Source organism: Aromatoleum sp., from assembly GCF_035254505.1.
In the GTDB taxonomy this organism is placed as follows: domain Bacteria; phylum Pseudomonadota; class Gammaproteobacteria; order Burkholderiales; family Rhodocyclaceae; genus Aromatoleum.
In genome coordinates this window covers 1-18090 of sequence record NZ_DATFAO010000061.1, presented here as the reverse complement: position 1 = coordinate 18090, position 18090 = coordinate 1, and the positions used below count along the sequence as shown (strand labels likewise).

The following is an 18090-nucleotide window of genomic DNA, read 5'->3' as shown; positions in this document are numbered from 1 at the left end:
GATAAATACAGGACGAGAGACGAGACATGGATTTTTCCCTATCCGAAGAACAGACGATGCTCAAGGAGGTGGCCAGGCGGTTCACCACCAACGAGCTGATGCCCCTTGAGAAAGTCCTGCTGGAGCGGGAAATGCGGATGTGGACCGACGGGTACACGTTGCTGCCGAAAGATGATCATGTGCGCCTGATGAACATCACCCGCGACATGGGCTTCTGGGGCATCGAGGTCGACGAGAAATTCGGCGGTCAGGGGCTCGGGATGTTCGCCAAGACCCTGGTTGTCGAGGAAATGTCGAAGTCGCTCGTTGGCTTCTCGCATCACGGCTTCACGCTGCCGCCCGATGCCCCCAACCTCTACTACCTCAACGAATGCGGCACCGCTGAGCAGCGCGAGAGGCTTCTCGGCCCCTACTGCCGTGGCGAGATCGACTCCGCGATGATGGCCACCGAACCGGGCGCGGGCTCCGACATCAGCGGCCTGACCACGACCGCCGTACGCCAGGACGGCAAATGGGTGATCAACGGGTCGAAGATCTTCATCAGCAAATGCGACAAGGACAATCTGTTCTTCATCTGCATTGCGGTGACCGACAAGGAGGCGCCGACCAAGCGGCGCTTCACCGCGTTCATCCTCGACAAGGACACGCCGGGACTGCGCATTGGTGCCGAAATCCCGGTGATCGGGGCGATGCCGTCCTGGACGGTCTATCTGGACAACGTGCGGGTCGGTGACGAAGCCGTGCTCGGCGAGGTCGGCGACGCGTTCATCCCGCTGCAGAACCGCTTCGGGGTGCGACGCATCGAGCTTGCGGCGCACTGCACCGGCATGGCCGAGCGGCTGATCCAGATGATGATCGACCAGGCGAACCTGCGGAAAACGTTCGGCGAGCCTCTCGCGGAACGGCAGACGGTGCAGAACTGGATCGCGGATTCGACCATCGAGCTCGAACAGGTCCGTCTGCAGCTCTACTACACCGCGTGGAAGTCGGATCAGGGGCACAAGGATCTGCGCGTCGAGGCTTCGTCGTTGAAGATTGCCGCGACCGAAATGCTCACGCGCATCGCTGACCGCGCGATCCAGTTGCACGGCGGACTCGGCCTGTCGCGCGAGCTGGGCGTCGAATACGTGGCGCGGATGGTCCGGATCTGGCGGATCGTCGAAGGCGCGTCGGAGATCCATCGCATGTCGATCGCGAAGAAGCTGCTGAGCGACGGTACGACCTACAGCCCCTTTGTCGCGGCCTGAGTCGCGCGACAACACAAGAATGAAAGGAGAACAGCAATGCCGGTAATGCTGGAAGTAAAGAATCACGTCGCTTACATCACCCTGAACCGCCCCGAGGCGATGAACTCGCTCGACCCGGAGTCGATCGCCGATCTCGCCGAAATCTGGACGCGCGTGCGCACCGATCCCGACATCCGCGTCGCCGTGCTGACGGGCGCGGGCGAAAAGTCGTTCTGCACCGGCACCGACATGAAGAAGGCGCCGCCGCCGACCGAGTGCATGGCGGCGACCTATCTGCGCGAAGGTCAGCCTCTGCTGCCGCACATGAAGATGTGGAAACCGATCATCGCGGCGATCAACGGCTATGCCATCGGCGGCGGGCTCGAGATCGCGCTTGCGTGCGACATGCGGATCGCGTCGTCGAACGCAAAGTTCGGGCTTACCGAAGTCAAGGTGGCGAGCCTCGCGGGGCTGAACGGCACCCAGGCGCTGCCGCGTTCGGTGCCTCAGGCGGTCGCGATGAAGATGCTGCTCACCGGCGAGATGATCTCGGCGGAAGAGGCGCTGCGCTACGGACTCGTCAGCGATGTCGTCGAACCGTCCGCGCTCGCGGACCTCGCGCGCATGTATGCGGAAAAGATCGCCAGTGCCGCGCCCCTGAGCGTACAGGCGACCAAGCAGGCGGCAGTGCTGGGCAAGGACATGCCGCTCGAGCACGGGATCCTGTACTCACACCTGCTGTGGGGCGTGCTGCGCGACACCGAGGACCGCAAGGAAGGCTTCAAGGCCTTCGGCGAACGGCGCACGCCGGAGTTCCGCGGCGCCTGAGCGCGCTGGCCGTTTGATCGCGGGGCGGCGATGGCTGTGCTGCCCCGCGCGCAGGAGACACGCACGATGCGTCTGACGAGCAGTTTCGACGACAACCGGCGCCTGCCGGACAACATCGCCTTTGCGGTGGCCGATCCTGAGCGGCAGTTTCGCTTCGGCGCCAATCGCAATCCCGGCCTGACGTGGAGCGACCCGCCGGCCGGTACGCGGTCCTTCGTGCTCACGTGCCACGATCCCGATGCGCCGAGCCGTTTCGAGCACATCAATCGCGAGGACATCGTGATTCCCGAGGCGATGCCGCGGGTCGATTTCTTCCACTGGGTGCTCGTCGATCTGCGCCCCGCGTGCCGCGGGTTTGCCGAAGGCGAGTTCTCGAGCGGGGTCATGCCGCGCGGCAAACCCGGCCCTGCGACGCGATTCGGCGCGCGACACGGACTCAACGACTTCACGCGCGGTTTCGCCGGCGACGCGCACATGGCGGGTGACTACTTCGGCTACGACGGTCCGTGCCCGCCGTGGAACGACGAGCGCGTGCACCGTTACGTGTTCACGCTGTACGCCGTGGATCTGGAGCGTTGCCCGGTCGAAGGGCGATTCACCGGCCCTGATGTGCTACGGGCCATCCAGGGGCATGTCCTCGGCGAGGCCTCACTGACGGGGCGATATACGCTCAATCCCTGCGCAGCGTTGACTGAGGTGGCGTGAATCAATAACTGAGACTGTTGAAATCCACGTTTTTCTTGCACAGTTAAACGCGGAGTTATACAGTCCTGGTTATGGCACACATTACAACCAGCGTTGAATACGCAATCCATTGCTTATTGTGGCTCGCCGGCGCGGACGGCAGAGCCCTGAGCAGCCGGGATCTCGCCGACTTGCAGGGGATCTCGTCCAGTTTCCTGGCAAAAATTCTGCCAAAGCTGGAAAAGGCGGGCATTGTCGTCGCGAACGAAGGCGTTCGTGGCGGGTACCGCCTTTCACGACCGCCCGAGCAGATCAGTTTTCTTCAGATCGTCGATGCCGTCGAAGGCGAAAAGCCGCTGTTCGATTGCCGGGAAATCCGGGATCGGTGCGCAGTCTTCGACGAAGAGCCTCCGCAGTGGGCCGTCACCGGGGTCTGCGCAATTCACGCGGTCATGCTGAAGGCCGAACAGGCGATGCGGGCAGAGTTGGCCGCGAATACCCTCGCCGATGTCGCCGCCTCCTTCGAGCGCAAGGCGCCCGCCGAATTCATTGTCCAGGTCCACGACTGGGTCAGCGACCGTATCGAGAGCCGCAAACCGGGACGTCCCCCCAAGGCCTCCAAGCCGCCTTCCTGAGCCCACCCAGGTCTGGCCCCCCTACAACTCGGATCCAACTCGCGGTCCTTCGCCGGACGGACCGCGAGCGTGCTGTCGCGCCTATGCGGCAGGGACTCCTTCGTCCGGAATTCTGCAAAGGAAAACAGCAATGCGAAAACACATCCTTATCGCCGGTTCGGGCTTCGCCGGCACCTGGGCCGCGATCTCGGCTGCTCGCGCGGTCGCGCTGGCGGGGAAGGAAGCGGAGGTCGCCATCACCGTCGTTTCACCTTCCGCGAACCTCGTGATCCGCCCCCGTCTGTATGAGGCGGTGATCGAGGACATGAACCCCGACATCAAGCCCTTGCTCGACGCGGTCGGCGTGCAGCACGTGGCGGGCACCGTGACCGAAATCAGATCTGACGCGCGTCAGGTCACCATTGCCAGGGCTGATGGCCAAGCGGTGCAGATGCACTACGACAAGTTCGTGCTTGCCGCGGGCAGCCAACTGTTCAAACCACCCATTCCGGGCCTCCACGAACATTCGTTCAACGTGGACCAACTGGAAAATGCGCGGAAACTTGAAGCTCACATCAGATCGCTGGCGGCCCGTACGCCGACACAAGCGCGCAACACCGTGGTGATCGCCGGAAGCGGGTTGACCGGCATCGAGACCGCTGCGGACATGGGGGGGCGATTGAAGGCAGTGCTGGGTGACGATGCCGGAATCCGGGTCGTTCTGGTCGAGCAGGCATCGACCATCGCCCCGCACCTGAGCGCCGCCGCTCGTGCCGTGGTCGAGGAGGCACTTGCCGAGTGCAGCGTCGAGTTCAAGGTCGGTGCTGCCGTCGTGTCGATCGACGCGCAGGGCATCGAGCTGTCGTCGGGGGAACGCCTCGAGAGCGACACCATCGTCTGGACGGCGGGTGCAAGGGCGCATGCCCTGGCCGCTCAGATTCCCGGAGAACATGATCGACTTGGCCGCCTGGTCGCCGACGCCTGCTTGCGTGCCCAGGGTACGGCCGATATTTTCGTGACCGGCGATGTCGCCCGCGCGGCCACGGACGATCTCGGCCACTTCGCGCTGATGTCCTGCCAGCACGCGATGAGTCTCGGCCGCGTCGCCGGCCATAACGCGGCCGCGGAACTGGTCGGCTTGCCGCTGCATGGCTATAGCCAGCCGAAGTATGTGACGTGCCTGGACCTGGGTCCCTGGGGCGCCCTCTACACCGAGGGTTGGGACCAGCAAGTCTCCCTGGTGCGGGAGGACGCCAAGTCACTCAAGCGGGAAATCACGACCAAATGGATTTACCCGCCGGCGCCGGATCGCGAGGCAGCTTTCGCGGTCGCCAATCCCGATTTCGTCATCGTCCCGTGATCGCTCACAATCTTGTGATGCCGGGCGCGTTTAGCGCGCCCAGACGATCTTCCCGCCAATCAGGGTCATGACGACCTGCGCGCGCGCGAGATCGTCTGGCGTCGTCCAGTCTCCGGCGCCTTCGACAAGGACGAGGTCGGCGCGCCGGCCCGCTTCGATCGTTCCCGTCGCATTTTCATCGCCGGCTGCGCACGCGCCTCCGCGCGTGTAGAGGCGCAGCGCATCGGCTGCTGTAATCGCCTCGTCAACGGCCACGCCTCGCCCGGCCCCATCGCGTCGGCTGACGGCCGCCTTCAGGCCTTCCAGCGGAACACAGGACACGAGCGGCGCGTCGGATCCGAACGCGAGCGGGATGCGGTGACGTAGGAAGGAGCGGAATGGAAAGAGGGCAGGGTGCGCCGGATCCGGTTCCCGCGCATTCAAGGCTTGTGCAGCCAGCGGCAACAGGCCGGGTTGCGCGACGACGATCGCTCCACTCTGCGCGACGCGGTCCAGCCACCCGGTCGGGCACGCCGGGCAGTGCTCGAAGCGCGGGCGCAGGCGAGGTGCGAGACCGGCCTGGTCAAGCCATGCAAGCGTGTTCAGCGAGCGGTCGAGCAGCGTGAGGTCAGGCACATGAAAGGCCAGCTGGAAACCCGCGCGGTGGGCCGTCAAGGCAGTGGCGTCGATCAGTTCCTGCGCTGGCTCAGGGTGACCCGTGCTTTCGTCGAGAGCGATCTTCGCTGCGCCCAGTCGCAATTCTTCCGGAGGACAGTCGGGATGGGTGCTGCCCGTGCGCATCCCCAGTTCGGCGAAGGCGTCCACACTGTCTGCGCCGGCGAACAAGGAAATGCGTGGGCTGATGAGACCCCGCCGCTTGTAATCGACCATCGCATGCCAGTGTGCGGGCATGTTCGACCAGCTGGTGTCCTGCAAGGACGTGATGCCGCATTCGAGGAAGATGCGGTTGGCGGTGCGCAAACCCGCTTCGATCTCGTCCGGCGCAAGAGGCGGGATCGCTTCGGCTATTTGTGCGTGGTTGCCGGAGACGATGCCGTTGAGGCGACCACTCGAGTGTTCACGGTGTACGATCCCTGCATCGGATGACACCGCCGATTCGTCGATTCCGCACAGCGCCAGCGCCCGGCTGTTGAGCACGCAGTACTGCCCGGCACGCTCCACGACGATCACTGGTTGGCCCGGGGCGGCTTGGTCCAGTTCCCAGCGTGTCGGCAGCCGCTGCTCTGCGAGGCGGGTCGGGTCGCAGTTGGCCGCGCGCAACCAGTGCCCGTAACCCGTGTCAGCCGCGCGGGATCGAATCGCGTCGATCAGGCCTGCAATGTCGGTTACAGCGGGCGACGCGCAGTCGGCATAGCGCGTGGTCATCGCCAGGGCGACCGGGTGACAGTGCGCATCGTTGAATCCCGGAATCACCGTCCTACCCTGGCAATCCACCAGTCGCGTCTGCGGCCCTGCAAGCGCGGCACGCGCGAACTGATCGCCGACATACAGGATGCGGCCGTCCCGGACCGCGATCAGATCATTGGCGCGCCTACCCGGCATCCACTCGGGCGTGAAGGCGACGAGGTTGAACAGGATCAGGTCGGCATTCATCGCGCGCCGGCGGCAGCCGCCTCGTGGCGTTTGACGGCCAGATAGTACTTCAGGGTTTCGTGCAGCCCGTTGCGGAACGGCGTGTGTGCGAAGTCAAACAGCCGGTCAATTTTCGCGCCGTCATAGACCAGATCGTCATCGATGGGGAAGGGCAGCGGCAGCTTCCGGCGCGCGATCTCGGCGGGAGCTAACCTCAGTGTATCGACTGCCTTGCCGGTGATCTCGCTAAGCACCTCGACAATGCGGGCGTATGAGATCGGTTCGGCCGAGGCCAGATTGAAGGTTTCGGCGAACGAGCGCGGCTCGCCGATGCACTTCCAGAGCAGGCGCGCCATGTCGACGACCCAGATGAAATTGAACACGGACGTATCCGGCTCGGGAACGACGATGGGCTCGCGGTGGCGCAGGCGGTCGAAGAAGTAGGTCTCGCGCGGCGCATAGTTGTAATAGCCATAGACGATGGCCGGCCGCAGCACCGTCAGCGCGATCCCGAGCCGTTCGCACGCACGGCGCGCGGCCTGCTCGGCGAGGCATTTTTGATAACCGTAGTTGGCGTATTCGCCCAGTTCCGGCTGCGGACCGTCGAGGGTCGGGGCGTCTTCATCGTGGGGCATGCGCCCCGTCTTGCGGTATACGGTGGTGGTGCTGATCAGCAGATACTGGCGAACCGTGCCGCGCAGGTTGTCGAGCAGGGTCTCCACCTGCGCCGGGGTGTAGGCACAGAAATCGACGACCGCATCCCATTCACGAGCCGGAATCGCATCGCGCACCTGGCCCCCCAGTTCGCGGTCGCCGACGTGCTCGGTGACGCCGTCCATGCGCAAGGGCAGATTGCCGCGATTGAATACGTGGATCCCCGCTCCCGGCATCTTCAGCGCCTCCTCGACAAAGACGCGGCCGCAAAAATAGCTGCCGCCAATGACCAATACCTGTTTAGACATAGGAGACTCCCGTATTCCCGCTTCAGCCGATGAGCACGCTCAGGCGCCGCAGGGCCGGATCGTCGATGCGTTCGTGGATGAGCGGACCGTGATCGACGAGAAAGGGACTGTGGGACGGGGTGAGTTCTTCGGCCTGCAGTTCGGCGACGGTCATGGCACACAGCGCGTCGATGTGCGCGCGTTTCTCGTCCGCGTCCCTCGACGCCATCATCGCCGTAATCCTGCCATGCACGATGCGGCCCAGTCGCGGGAGTCTCGGCAGGCCGCGGTGCCGCCACTTGTAGTACGGCGCATAGCGGCGGTTCAGCAGATAGACCAGGGACATCAGGTCATTGCAGAACGAGGTCTCCGCATATTGCGCGACGAACGCTTCCCCGCGCCCGAGCGCGCGCGTGAAGTTGTATTGACCTGCCTGGCCGATCGACATGCAGCGGGCCGCGATCTTCGCGAGCCGGACGTCCTCGGGATAGAACGCGAGCAGCCGCCGCCGACGCTGCGAGAAATCGTCGAGCGGGTCGTAGAAGACGCGCCCCGAAGTGCAGGCCGCGAGATATTTTTCCGGAATGCGCAGCCAGTCGAAAAGCGTCTGCGGGCCGTCCGGATGGCCGAGGAACTGCTTGTACCAGGTTCCGGTTTGGAGCACGCCTATGCGCCCTTCGCCCCATTCGGTGGTCGAGCGTGCAAAGCCGTCGATGCATTTCGGCAGCCGGTCGTAGGTCTGCTGTAGCGGCGCGCCGATCGCCGCGTAATCCTCATCGCTCAGCCACAGGCAGAATCCCGGCCCCCAATCGTGGTCGCGCGATTGCTCGTCGTCGAAGCCGAGGCAGTCCGAGCCGTCTCCGGCGAGCCCGGCCGCGATGCGGTCACGCCAGGGGGCGAATTCGCCGGCTAGCAGTTCGCTGCCGTAGCGGGCGAAATACCGTTCGGCGAGCGCGAGACCGTTCATGGCGCGACCGCGTAATCGATGACGCCGACGGACTCGCTGCCGGTGAAGGCCTTCTCGGCAATCAGCGCGTTCAGCCGTCGCCCGACATCGGCATCGACATATTTTTCGCCGCACTGCTCGCACAGGCCGGCGGGCACCTTCTTGATGACATACAGCCGGCCTTCGAGACGGTAGTCGAAGTTGCCGACAGTCACCTGCTTGATGGCGCCGCCGCAGAAGTAGCAGGTCGTGGTCGAATCGGACATTGCCGGATCTCCGGGGGAACGGTGCAGGGCCGTGCGCCAAAACGGGGGAGCGGGCACGTAGGCGTGGATGACGGCGAGCCAGTCGTCGGCGCGTGGCACTGCGACGACGTGAACCGGTTTGCGGTCGTGGATGGCGCACAGGAGGTAGGCAGGATCCCGCCCGCAGTGCCGGTGTTCCTCGATGATTCGGCCGGAGCGCAGGGCCGTTTCGATCTGCGGCACCGCGATCTGTCCGGCCATCAGCGAGCGGATCACGTGCTCGGACAGCACGTAGCACGCGGCTTCGGCGCGTGCGGCAATCCATGCGCTTGCGCTGTCGGGGAGGGGAAGGGTCATAGGCAAAGCGGCCTCTGCGCCTTCAGCAGGCCGAGCGCCGAGCGCAATTCCGGCTATTGATAGACGCCGGTGAAAATTTCATTCTCGTCGGCAAACATTTTCTTGAACTTTGCCCGTGCATCGGCGCGCACGCGTTCGGCATTTTCATGATCCAGTCCGCGCCCCTGAATCCATTTCTCCAGATTGACGCCGCCTGGCAGCCATTTCTCCAGCGTCTCCCGTTCATACATCCATGCCTTGTCCCTGACGCCCAATGCGGACAGGATTTCCCAGACTTCGTCCTTGGTTTCGTCGTGGCAATAGACACACATGACGCAGCGGTTGAGCTGGAATTCCGTGATCAGCTTGCGGTCGTATTTGACGGCGGGGATCTTCTTTTCCTCGACGTAGGGATCCAGCTTCCTCGCCAGTTCCTCCACTTCCTCGCGCAGGCCGAACACGAGCCATTTTCCCCAATGCTCGAGATATTGCTTGTTGGTCAGCGGCTCGCCGCGCAGGGTGATGTAGTTGTAACGGTACTCGATGTGATCCAGAGGAACGACGAAGATGAAATGCGATTCCGGCCGATCGACGATCATGTGACGCCTCCCTTTCAGCCTCCGGCAATGGCCGGAATCACGTTGATGACATCGCCCGCGTTCAGCCGGGTCTTCATGCCATCGAGGCTCATGGCGTTGCGGCCATTGACGAAGAATACGAACTGGGGTGAAAGGTCGCCATCATCGGTCGACAGCGCCGCAGCGAAGCCCGGATTGTGCTGATCGATCAGGCCGATCAAGCTTGCGACCGTGGTGTCCGCCGGAGTGTCGAGGGCGAGCTCGCTTTGTTTGATGCCCAGTACGCCGAGCAGATTCAGCCTGACGTCGATCTTCATGCCGTCTCTCCGTGTTTGAGCATGCTCTCGGCGTGATCCAGATCGCGATAGCCGTTCTTGCACACCAGCCGATGCAGAGACTCGACCGCGAGATTTCGATTGGCGGAAACTGCTGCCTCGATATTCTCGAAATACAGCTCCAACGTTTGATCGCTGTAGGTTTCCAGCTCGCAGCCGAGATAGATCCTGAAGTTCCGGCCGTCGCCTGTTTCATCCATGCTGCGGCAACATCGCCGGTAAAGGGCGGGATAGGTGCGTTGCAGCTCTTGCTGCCAAGTGCTTTCCACGGTGACGATGACGTCGATCAACGGACTGTTTGAGAGCGGCGGAATCAGGTTGTCCATGCGCGCGTATTTTTCCGCGAGCAGGTTACGTCCAAGGGTCTCGGCCAATTCAAGGTCGGCAAGATAGGAAGCCAGCATCGGTCGCGTCCACGTCTCGAACAGGCTGGAACGGATTGTCTTGAAATTGCCGGGGGCGCTCTGACAGGGGGCGTGTCGCGCGCTCCTGACACGGACGAACATCTGCCACTCGGCTTCCAGGATGTGATCGAGCAAGGACGCACTCATTACTGTGGCGCCCTCGATTCACGCATTTCGCTGATGATCAGTTCGCCAAACAACTTGGGCAATTGCTCGGTTTTGTCGGCGAACTTCACGAGAGTGCCGTATTCGTCGCGTAGCGACTGCTTGGCGGACAGACTGCAACTGACGCCCAGTGTGAGCAGGCTGATGCTGTTGCCCTTGCAGTACTTGAGGGCATCCGCCACGCCGCAACCCCAATTCGAGGCGCCGTCGGTGATGTGGACCAGCAGTGTTTTCTTGCCAGGTATGCGGGTATTCATTGCCGTGGCGATGATCGCTTCGCCGGAAGCCGTCCTGCCGTGGGGCAGCACCGTCAGCATTCGACCACCCCGATATATCTCGGTGATGCGGCAGGCGTTCCTGACTTCGTTGTAGGCGAACAGTCGCGCGTTGGGTGCGTACTCCAGGATCGCGGTAAATAGCGTCTGGTAGATCATTTCGGCCTGGTCCCATTGGGTCGGGTCGGCCATCGATCCGGTTGCGTCCACCAGCAGCACGACATTCTTGCGCATGTCGAACTCGTGCTTTTTTTGTTGGAACACGGCACCGGTGGTGTGGGCGCGATAAAGCCGCCGGCTGTGGATCTTTCCCGAACTGAGGCCGCGATTGAAAACGTTTCGGCGATCGGTGGCGTTCCGAACGACTTGCTCGAGCTTGTGCAACAGGTGGCGATCCACGCGGTTGCGCGCGAGCATCACGATGTCGTTGCCCTCGACGCGCGCGACGTTCTCGAAGTTTGCGACGTTGCCCTTGATCTGATCGGTGTAATCGCGGTTCTTCTGCGGCAGCGCCGCCTCGATCAGGTTGGCGTAATTGACGATGGTGGCCTTGACGGCCGCTTGCTCGGCCTCTTCCCGGGCCAGTTCCTCATCTTCGCCCATGTCGGGCATCATGAAACGGTCGCTGCGGTCGCCGGGCCAGAAGCGGATGTGACCAAGCACTTTGCGCCAGAGCTTTTCATACAGATCGAGGCGGAAATCGCAGCGATCGGTGACGCTCGGAAGTGCCGGGCAATTGTCACGCAGGGCCGGCACGATGCTGCTCATGGTCAGCATCGGCTTGCTGTAGTACTGGTCCAGGCTACCGCGCATGACGAGCCCGCCCAACGTGAGATCACTGTGGCCGTGCTTGTAGAGTTCCGGATCGCGATGGGCCGCCAGACGCCACCACAGATGCAACATTTCGGACAGGGTGGGGGGCTTGATCAGGCTCTTCAGCGTCTTGACGATACGCCAGTCCCGTGCCACCTCGGCGTAGTAGCCGAGCACGCTCTTGTTGGCGAGGCCATCGACGTAGACTGATTCGCAGACGGTGAAGAACATGTCGAACTTGTATTCATACTGCGTCGGCGGCTGCACGCGCTGCCTGAACATTTCGCGCAGCCGCTCGGACCACTCGACGCGCTTGTACGCTTCCTGCACCATGATGCCGGCCATCAGGTCGGTCTTTCCCGCCGGCACCGGATACGTCCCCATGATCGGTGTCGGATCGAGGGCGAGCGCATTGTCGAGCTCCATTCCCGACCAGACGATTTCTCCGACGTTGCGGCCGATGAAAGTCGACAGTTTGCGAATGGCCACCAACAGCTTCACCAACTCGACGGACTCGATCGGCGACTTGTCGCGCCGCCAGAAGTCGGAGTAGCCCTCCTCGCCGGGAATGACGAAACGCTTGACGTCCCCGGCCTCGTTCATCAGCCGTAGTGTGGTGTCGTAGGTCATGGCAGTGGAAGACCCTAGGCAGCGATGTATTGGACGTATTCCGTCTTGCTTTTTTCCACCTTCCCCTGATTCACGTGCAGCGACAGCAAAACCGATTCGAGCGTCTTCTTGTCGGTCTGGAGACTCGTCACGATGGCTTCGCGCAGCGTTCCCCCTGCGGTGATCATCTCGCCGAGCATCAGGATCTTGCGTGTGGAAACGTCGACGCCGAGCTCGGCATTGGCGCGAATGCAGTTCGCCACCGTGATGATTTCCCGCGCCTGCTCGTTGGTCACGCCGGTCTTCTTTTCCAGCACCTCGATTTCCACTTCGTTCGGCAGGAAATCCATCGTCGTGACATAGAAGCGGTCGCGCAGGGCCGGGTCGAGCAGCTCGGTGCCTACGAATTCGGCGCCTTCGTTGAGTGTCGCGAAGAAGACGACCCCGGGCGCGACCTGCAGCAGTCCCAGTTCGTCCATCCATACCTGGCGATCATCGGAGAGGATGGAGAACAACATGTTTAACGCCTTCGGGTGCTCGGGGCGGTTGATCTCTTCCAGATGGATGACGCAGTTCGGTGTCTGGATGGCCTGGGGGAAGAGGAATTGCTTGTAGCGGGTCTCCCCGTTCTCCAGCGCGTATTCACCGAACAATTGTCCCGGCTCGGACAGGATGCCGATCTGGAAAGTGGCCAAAGGCAGCCTGTTGACGGCAGCGTATTGCCGCACCAGTGAAGACTTGCCGCAACCCTGCTTCCCGACCACCAGGACGTTGACGGGATGCTTCCTGGATATTCTCGAGAACTTGTCGAGAAAGCTCTGGTTTTCCGTACTTACATAGTAGTAAGGGTCAACTTCCGGAACGAACAGGCCATTTGCGCTAGAAGAAATTTTCATGATCTCTTGTTACCCTCATCGAGAGGTGAGCAACATCCGTCCGATGTTCAGACGTGGTCGCGGAAGCTCAGTTTTCCTTCCTCGTGCCGGGCACAGGTCGTGTTCTCGACGTCCCTCAGCCAGCGTTTCCACACGCCTCCCATGGCGTGACGGTTGGCGGTGCATTGGCCGCGGTGCGGGTCGGTGGGGTCGGGGGTTTGCCACTTGCAGCTCCGGCACGGCCGGGATGTTCCTGCTTCCGTGTGCGGCTGGTTTTGTAGGCTCTTTTCTGCTTGCATGATTTGTCTCCAATATCTTCTTGTGTGATTCAAAAGGGAGGGGGCGGAACGCTGCCCCTCCTTTTAGCGGCGCTTTTCAGAGTTCGACGTTCAGGAATTCCAGATCGGACGCGCTGAAGTCCTGTTCCTGACGGGCAATGATCGTGTTCTGCCCATAGGTTGGAATGTCGACGAAGCGGGCGCTATAGCCTGAAACGCGAACGATCAGGTCATGGTGCTTCTCCGGTTCGCGCTGCGCGGCACGCATTTCGTCCGTGCTGACGACGTTGAACTGAACATGGTCGATATTCAGGTCGTGCCAGGTCTTCATGTACGAGTTCCAGATCTCGAAACCATGTTTCGAGCGCATGATCGGCACCGACAAACGCTGGTTCAGCAGATTGCCCTTCTGGTTCTTCTGCACTTTGGACACCGAGCGCAACACCGCCGTTGGACCCTTCTTGTCCGTGCCCATGTAGGGAGAGATGCCGCCGTCGTCTGCCGCCTCGCCGCCGAAGCGGCCGTCGGGCGTGGGGCCCGTGCGCGAACCGACTTCCATGTACAGTCCCACAGCCTGACCGGTGGGCATGACCGGACCGCCGGAGTAGTTGGTGATCTTGCGCATTTCGCCGCCGATGATTTCCTCGTAGAAGCGCGTGATGATGCTGTCGGCGTAATCGTCGTCGTTGCCCCACTTCGGCGCCCGCTTGAAGTCGACGCGCATTTCCTCGAAGCCTTCCCAGTTCGCCTTCAATGCCTGGCTGAGCTGTTCGAGGGTGTACTTCTTCTCCTCGAACACCAGCTTCTTGATGGCCACGAGGGAGTTCGCCGCGACGATCGTCGTGATCGGGTTATGCCAGCCGTTGGGTTGTTCGGACAGGGCGCACGCGTCCATGCCGAGCTCCATGCAGCCGTCGTCGATCGCGGACACGAAGGGCATCTGCAGGAAGCGCTGCTCGAAGTAGCGCGACACGTCCTTGGTGCTGATGCACAGGTTGATCGCGTATTGATACTGCTCGCGGAAGGCCTCCCAAACGTCCTCGAAGGTCTTCAAGGACGAGAGATCACCGGTCTTCGGGCCCAGCTGCATGTCGGCGTACGACCAGTCGTAACCGTCGTTGAGCGTGACTTCGAGCAGCTTGGCCGGGAAGATCGAGCCGCCGCCTTCCGAACGGGTCTTTTGCGTCTTGCGCCGGCCGTGGATGCCGGGCGACATGCACAGCACGTTGACCCAGTTGTGCGCTTCCTCGTCGGTGGCGCCGTTGTCGTTGAGGCTGAACTTGGCGTATTCCTTCATCTGCTCCGTGCCGATCTCGTCGTGCTTGATGGACGGATAGCCGAGACCGTCGCGGATGCACTCGAAAACCCAGTGCAGCGTCTTTTCCCGGTTCTTCTTCGAATAGCGGAAGACGATGGAAGGCTCGGCTGTGCGGATCCGCTTGGCCGCCTCGAGGATGGCGTCGGTCATGTCGGTGCACCCATCCTCGCCCTTGGCGTTGGTGCCGCCGACGGTGAGGATGAACAGATCGTTCGAGCCCGGGAAGATTTCGCGGTAGGCGCGCGACTTGCCGGCGCCGTGCTCGGAAATCTTCAACCGTTCCATCTCGACGAGTTCCACCGCGCCCATGTGGTCCATCGGCTGGAATTTCTTGTCGATGACGGAGGCCTTGTAGTACGGCCACAGCAGGGTGTCTTCCTTCTGCGCGTAGCCGCTCGCGTAGCGCTCGATGGCGTGACAGATCAGGAAGGTGAAGAATTTCGCCTGCATCGCGTCCTTGAGGCCCTTGCAGGGCTCGGCGGGAATGCGCTGGCAGATCTCGGCGATTTCGAGCAGCTCGGCCTGGCGCTTCGGATCGGTCTCGAAGTTCTCGGCGACGATCTTGCACAGACGGCCCTGCCGGCGCGCCCAGCTGATCACCGCCTTACAGGCGATCACCATCGCCTTCCAGTTGTCGATCTTGGCGATGTTGTCCAGGCCCTTGGTGCCGTCCCACGGGAAGGTGGACATGTCGGCTTGGGCTTCGACGATATGCTTTTCGGCGAGCTTGATGCGCGCCAGCAGTCCGTCTTCCAGCACGGTTTCGTAGGGCGGCACGATGCTGTTGTAACCCGAAGCGAAGGAGGGCGCTTCCATGCTGCTGACCTGATACATGCGGCCAAGGTCTGCCGGGTCGAAATAAGGCTGACACTTGCTCTGCAGGCTATGCGGCTTCCAGTACTCGTTGATCGCCGCCGCCTCATCGGCCGGCTGGGGCGAGTAGTCGCTCCGCAGGTAGTCCTGGACGGCCATGTGGGACAGTTCGGGATACAGCGGGAACATGTTGGGATCTTCGGCGTGATAGCCGACGATGAATTCGTCCTCCTGAAGCACCAGGGTCGACTTGTTCAGAACGTTTGCGAGGCCGAGCGCGCGGCGAATGGCTTCCGGCTGGCCTTCGCTGGCCTTGTGCGCTTCGGTCAGATAGCGCATGCGCTCGATGCCCGCCGTGACGCTCTTTTCGATGAACTCGCCGGCCGATGCGTGTTTCCAGCGGCACCGCTCCTTCAGACGCTTGGTTCTCGCGGTCGAAGGCTTTTGCAGATGCTCGTGCAACTCGTCGGCGGGAATTTTCGCTTCTGCCGGATTTTCCGGCGTGAACCTGAGCGTGTTCCCCTTGTATTCCAGAACCTTCGCGCTTGCGATGTCATTCATAGCAGTCTCCTCAACTTTTAGCTTTATCGTTTCGCGCAAAACGCTTCGCATTGCGTGCTGTTCTCGAAAACGGGCTTGGAGAGCCAATATTTGCCTTTTTCATCTTCTTTTTGTCGCACGCAATCGGCCTTGCCCGCTTCGTAGTCATCAGCGCCTGGGGGGACAGGAAAGAAATTTGTGCATTGCTTGCATGTGGTCGTTTCCATGGATATGTCTCCTTTGATTATGTGATACACCCAGTGCCGGCATCGCGAATCGTCTCGTGCTTGTCCGTCGTGATGCCGACCAACCCGCCGACCGTTACGCTCTTGATGCCTGCGAGCTTCAAGCCTTTTGCCAAAGGCACTATTGTCTCGGGCGGGTTTTCTTCCACACCCAAGTATTTGTATTCTTTTTCCCTGCCCAGGGAGCAATATTTTCCTTCTCCATAGACGTGGTAATTGAGAATGTCGACGCCATCCAATTGTGTGGAATGGCGCCCCAGATAATTGATGTAGTCGTCGAAATCCTGGGATGAATCGTTGAATCCGGGAATTACGGGAATATGAATCCGGATATTGGCCCCGGATTGAATGAGGCGCTCGATATTGTCGAGTATTGGCTGAAGCGGCCAACCAATTACCTCTTCATGCTTTTTTGGATTCAGGGATTTCAGGTCGACGATGAAAAGATCGACGAATTCCAACAGTGGCTGGATCACCGTCCAGTTCTTGGGGAAACAGGACGTTTCGATCGCCACGTGGACGTCGCGCGCCTTTATTTCGCGCGCCAGTTCCAAGGTGAATGCAGGATGGAAGAGAGGATCGCCGCCGCTGATGGTGACTCCGCCACCGCTATTGCGGTAGAAGAGGGAGTCCGACAAGGCTTCGCGCAGGATTTCCTCAACGCTCATGCGTTGCCCGACGGTGGTACGCGCGTCGGTCAGGCAGGCGGCGACGCAACGCATGCAGCGCTGGCAGTCCGTGCGGTCGATCTCGACCGTCGTGCGGCCGTCCGAGTTGAGCACTAGGCGGGAGGTCCCTGCGGGGCACACGGCCACGCATCGACCGCAGCCGACGCAGCGCGCCGGGTAATAGTAGAACTCCTGTCGCACGTCCTGGGTTTCGGGGTTGTGGCACCACGGGCAACGTAACGGGCAGCCCTTCAGGAAGATGGTCGTCCTGATCCCGGGCCCGTCCTGCAGGCTGAACCTCTGTATTTCAGTAACAAGAGGAATTCTCACGGCAGCCTCTGCGGTTTGTTGCGCTTCAAACAAATGTGTGTGGCGACTATCACGCGACGAAGGGCGCAGGTTTCGATGCACTCGGGCCGGCGACCGTGGATTGAATTAAGCACCTCCCGTTTAACCAAACCAATTGGTGCGAACACTTAACGAAAGGGGGATTGCCCCTAATGCAGTTGCGGCATCGCCGGCGCACAATCGGATCAGGCTCGGATGCAGGGGAAAGTGCTCATGAAGAATGACGTGTTCGCCGTGGGATCCGACGACGAGCAGGGCGAAGATGCCTCGGTGGAATATGAGGCGATCTTCCGCAACACGCCGGTGGCGATCTGCCATCTGCGCAATCGCACGATCCGGCGCTGTAACCGCCGCTACGAGAAATTGTTCGGATACGAACGCGGCGAACTCGATAACCAGTCGGTTCGCGTGCATTACCCGAGTGACGAGTCTTTTGCGACGATCGGTCTGAAATACGGCCACTTTTTCGAGCGCGATCACACCTTCAAGGACGAGCGGCCATTCGTGCGCAAGGACGGCACGCTGATCTGGTGCATCGTCACCGGCACCTTGCTCGATCCGGCCGACCCCAAGCTCGGCAGCATCTGGGTGGTGCAGGACATCTCCGAGCACAAGCGGATCGAGGACGAATTGAAGGCCGACGTGGAGAAGCTCGAATTCGTCGTGCAGCAGCGCACCGTGGAACTCAGCCGGCACGTCGCGAGCCTCGAGGAGGAAGTCGCGACGCGCCAGCGCGCCGAGGAGGCCGCGAACGAAAACCGCGAGAAATACCAGAAGCTCTTTCACATGCTGCCGATCGGCATTTCGATCACCGATGCGCAGGGCGGCATTCTCGAGGCGAATTGCCAATTTGCCGAAATGGTCGGCCTGCGGCGCGCGTCGCCCGAGAACTGGCGGAAACTGCCGCTGCGCTTCTTTCTGCACGATGGAACAGAGATCCCGAGGGATCGCCTGCCGTGGCAGATCCGCGACTTTCAGAAGGATTCGATCAACAACATCGAAATCGGGATGCGCGACGAGAAGGGGCGCAAGCTGCGCTGGCTGAGCGTGAGCTCATCGCCGATCGAGCGCAAG

General features: G+C 61.6%; 19 protein-coding genes. 6 read left to right on the top strand and 13 right to left on the bottom strand.

Annotated elements, in window-relative coordinates; all coding sequences use genetic code 11:
- The first annotated feature begins 26 nt into the window (after positions 1 to 26).
- From VJ673_RS12140 to VJ673_RS12120, 5 genes are all read left to right on the top strand, one after another.
- Positions 27 to 1247: an acyl-CoA dehydrogenase family protein gene (locus tag VJ673_RS12140; protein ID WP_169206356.1), complete on the top strand. Its 1221-nt coding sequence runs from the start codon at positions 27 to 29 to the stop codon at positions 1245 to 1247.
- A 36-nt stretch (positions 1248 to 1283) separates the two neighbouring features.
- Positions 1284 to 2054 carry an enoyl-CoA hydratase/isomerase family protein gene (locus tag VJ673_RS12135; RefSeq protein WP_324126357.1) on the top strand — a complete coding sequence of 257 codons (771 nt, stop codon included), beginning with the start codon at positions 1284 to 1286 and terminating at the stop codon, positions 2052 to 2054.
- A 66-nt stretch (positions 2055 to 2120) separates the two neighbouring features.
- Positions 2121 to 2759: a YbhB/YbcL family Raf kinase inhibitor-like protein gene (locus tag VJ673_RS12130; RefSeq protein ID WP_324126370.1), complete on the top strand. Its 639-nt coding sequence runs from the start codon at positions 2121 to 2123 to the stop codon at positions 2757 to 2759.
- A 71-nt stretch (positions 2760 to 2830) separates the two neighbouring features.
- On the top strand, positions 2831 to 3373 hold the full coding sequence (locus tag VJ673_RS12125; protein ID WP_324126356.1) for an RrF2 family transcriptional regulator: 543 nt from the start codon (positions 2831 to 2833) through the stop codon (positions 3371 to 3373).
- Positions 3374 to 3503: 130 nt separating this feature from the next.
- Positions 3504 to 4712, top strand: coding sequence for an NAD(P)/FAD-dependent oxidoreductase (locus VJ673_RS12120; RefSeq protein ID WP_324126355.1), 1209 nt, complete (start codon positions 3504 to 3506; stop codon positions 4710 to 4712).
- 30 nt (positions 4713 to 4742) lie between these two features.
- Here VJ673_RS12120 and VJ673_RS12115 read toward each other — a convergent pair whose 3' ends face one another.
- The 13 genes from VJ673_RS12115 to bssD all read right to left on the bottom strand — a co-directional run bounded on the left by VJ673_RS12115 (position 4743) and on the right by bssD (position 16998).
- Complete coding sequence (locus VJ673_RS12115; RefSeq protein WP_324126354.1) at positions 4743 to 6305, bottom strand: amidohydrolase; 1563 nt, start codon at positions 6303 to 6305, stop codon at positions 4743 to 4745.
- Complete coding sequence (locus VJ673_RS12110; protein ID WP_324126353.1) at positions 6302 to 7246, bottom strand: SDR family oxidoreductase; 945 nt, start codon at positions 7244 to 7246, stop codon at positions 6302 to 6304. Before VJ673_RS12110 ends, VJ673_RS12115 begins: the two co-directional genes overlap by 4 nt.
- A 22-nt stretch (positions 7247 to 7268) precedes the next feature.
- Positions 7269 to 8192 carry a DUF4037 domain-containing protein gene (locus tag VJ673_RS12105; protein WP_324126352.1) on the bottom strand — a complete coding sequence of 308 codons (924 nt, stop codon included), beginning with the start codon at positions 8190 to 8192 and terminating at the stop codon, positions 7269 to 7271.
- Positions 8189 to 8773 carry a YgiT-type zinc finger protein gene (locus tag VJ673_RS12100; protein ID WP_324126351.1) on the bottom strand — a complete coding sequence of 195 codons (585 nt, stop codon included), beginning with the start codon at positions 8771 to 8773 and terminating at the stop codon, positions 8189 to 8191. Before VJ673_RS12100 ends, VJ673_RS12105 begins: the two co-directional genes overlap by 4 nt.
- Positions 8774 to 8826: 53 nt before the next feature.
- Entirely contained in the window at positions 8827 to 9351 is a 525-nt protein-coding gene (locus VJ673_RS12095) for a hypothetical protein (protein ID WP_324126350.1), read from the bottom strand.
- 14 nt (positions 9352 to 9365) lie between these two features.
- Positions 9366 to 9647 (bottom strand): MoaD/ThiS family protein, encoded by a 282-nt coding sequence (locus VJ673_RS12090; RefSeq protein ID WP_324126349.1) that lies wholly within the window; start codon positions 9645 to 9647, stop codon positions 9366 to 9368.
- The gene (locus VJ673_RS12085; RefSeq protein WP_324126348.1) at positions 9644 to 10204 is read right to left on the bottom strand and encodes a DUF4125 family protein; all 561 of its coding nucleotides are present in this window, start codon (positions 10202 to 10204) and stop codon (positions 9644 to 9646) included. The genes VJ673_RS12090 and VJ673_RS12085 overlap by 4 nt, the downstream gene beginning before the upstream one ends.
- 11 nt (positions 10205 to 10215) lie before the next feature.
- Positions 10216 to 11952, bottom strand: coding sequence for a vWA domain-containing protein (locus tag VJ673_RS12080; protein WP_324126347.1), 1737 nt, complete (start codon positions 11950 to 11952; stop codon positions 10216 to 10218).
- Between the two features lie 14 nt (positions 11953 to 11966).
- Positions 11967 to 12827: a MoxR family ATPase gene (locus VJ673_RS12075; RefSeq protein ID WP_324126346.1), complete on the bottom strand. Its 861-nt coding sequence runs from the start codon at positions 12825 to 12827 to the stop codon at positions 11967 to 11969.
- Positions 12828 to 12874: 47 nt separating this feature from the next.
- Positions 12875 to 13105 (bottom strand): benzylsuccinate synthase beta subunit family protein, encoded by a 231-nt coding sequence (locus VJ673_RS12070; RefSeq protein ID WP_084600614.1) that lies wholly within the window; start codon positions 13103 to 13105, stop codon positions 12875 to 12877.
- Between the two features lie 76 nt (positions 13106 to 13181).
- Positions 13182 to 15776, bottom strand: a complete 2595-nt coding sequence (locus VJ673_RS12065; RefSeq protein WP_324126345.1) for a glycyl radical protein — start codon at positions 15774 to 15776, stop codon at positions 13182 to 13184.
- A gap of 23 nt (positions 15777 to 15799) precedes the next feature.
- The gene (locus VJ673_RS12060) at positions 15800 to 15982 is read right to left on the bottom strand and encodes a benzylsuccinate synthase gamma subunit family protein (protein WP_324126344.1); all 183 of its coding nucleotides are present in this window, start codon (positions 15980 to 15982) and stop codon (positions 15800 to 15802) included.
- A 17-nt stretch (positions 15983 to 15999) separates the two neighbouring features.
- On the bottom strand, positions 16000 to 16998 hold the full coding sequence (gene bssD / locus VJ673_RS12055) for a [benzylsuccinate synthase]-activating enzyme (protein WP_324126343.1): 999 nt from the start codon (positions 16996 to 16998) through the stop codon (positions 16000 to 16002).
- A 231-nt stretch (positions 16999 to 17229) separates the two neighbouring features.
- Between bssD and VJ673_RS12050 the strand changes: the two genes are divergently transcribed.
- On the top strand, positions 17230 to 18090 hold an 861-nt coding region (locus VJ673_RS12050; protein WP_324126342.1), incomplete at its 3' end, for a PAS domain-containing protein.

Bases quoted from the DNA above. Each gene is read 5' to 3' on its own strand.
- VJ673_RS12140 (WP_169206356.1), top strand. From the start codon at position 27: ATGGATTTTTCCCTATCCGAAGAACAGACGATGCTCAAGGAGGTGGCC.
- VJ673_RS12135 (WP_324126357.1), top strand. From the start codon at position 1,284: ATGCCGGTAATGCTGGAAGTAAAGAATCACGTCGCTTACATCACCCTG.
- VJ673_RS12130 (WP_324126370.1), top strand. From the start codon at position 2,121: ATGCGTCTGACGAGCAGTTTCGACGACAACCGGCGCCTGCCGGACAAC.
- VJ673_RS12125 (WP_324126356.1), top strand. From the start codon at position 2,831: ATGGCACACATTACAACCAGCGTTGAATACGCAATCCATTGCTTATTG.
- VJ673_RS12120 (WP_324126355.1), top strand. From the start codon at position 3,504: ATGCGAAAACACATCCTTATCGCCGGTTCGGGCTTCGCCGGCACCTGG.
- VJ673_RS12115 (WP_324126354.1), bottom strand. From the start codon at position 6,305: ATGAATGCCGACCTGATCCTGTTCAACCTCGTCGCCTTCACGCCCGAG.
- VJ673_RS12110 (WP_324126353.1), bottom strand. From the start codon at position 7,246: ATGTCTAAACAGGTATTGGTCATTGGCGGCAGCTATTTTTGCGGCCGC.
- VJ673_RS12105 (WP_324126352.1), bottom strand. From the start codon at position 8,192: ATGAACGGTCTCGCGCTCGCCGAACGGTATTTCGCCCGCTACGGCAGC.
- VJ673_RS12100 (WP_324126351.1), bottom strand. From the start codon at position 8,773: ATGACCCTTCCCCTCCCCGACAGCGCAAGCGCATGGATTGCCGCACGC.
- VJ673_RS12095 (WP_324126350.1), bottom strand. From the start codon at position 9,351: ATGATCGTCGATCGGCCGGAATCGCATTTCATCTTCGTCGTTCCTCTG.
- VJ673_RS12090 (WP_324126349.1), bottom strand. From the start codon at position 9,647: ATGAAGATCGACGTCAGGCTGAATCTGCTCGGCGTACTGGGCATCAAA.
- VJ673_RS12080 (WP_324126347.1), bottom strand. From the start codon at position 11,952: ATGACCTACGACACCACACTACGGCTGATGAACGAGGCCGGGGACGTC.
- VJ673_RS12075 (WP_324126346.1), bottom strand. From the start codon at position 12,827: ATGAAAATTTCTTCTAGCGCAAATGGCCTGTTCGTTCCGGAAGTTGAC.
- VJ673_RS12070 (WP_084600614.1), bottom strand. From the start codon at position 13,105: ATGCAAGCAGAAAAGAGCCTACAAAACCAGCCGCACACGGAAGCAGGA.
- VJ673_RS12065 (WP_324126345.1), bottom strand. From the start codon at position 15,776: ATGAATGACATCGCAAGCGCGAAGGTTCTGGAATACAAGGGGAACACG.
- VJ673_RS12060 (WP_324126344.1), bottom strand. From the start codon at position 15,982: ATGGAAACGACCACATGCAAGCAATGCACAAATTTCTTTCCTGTCCCC.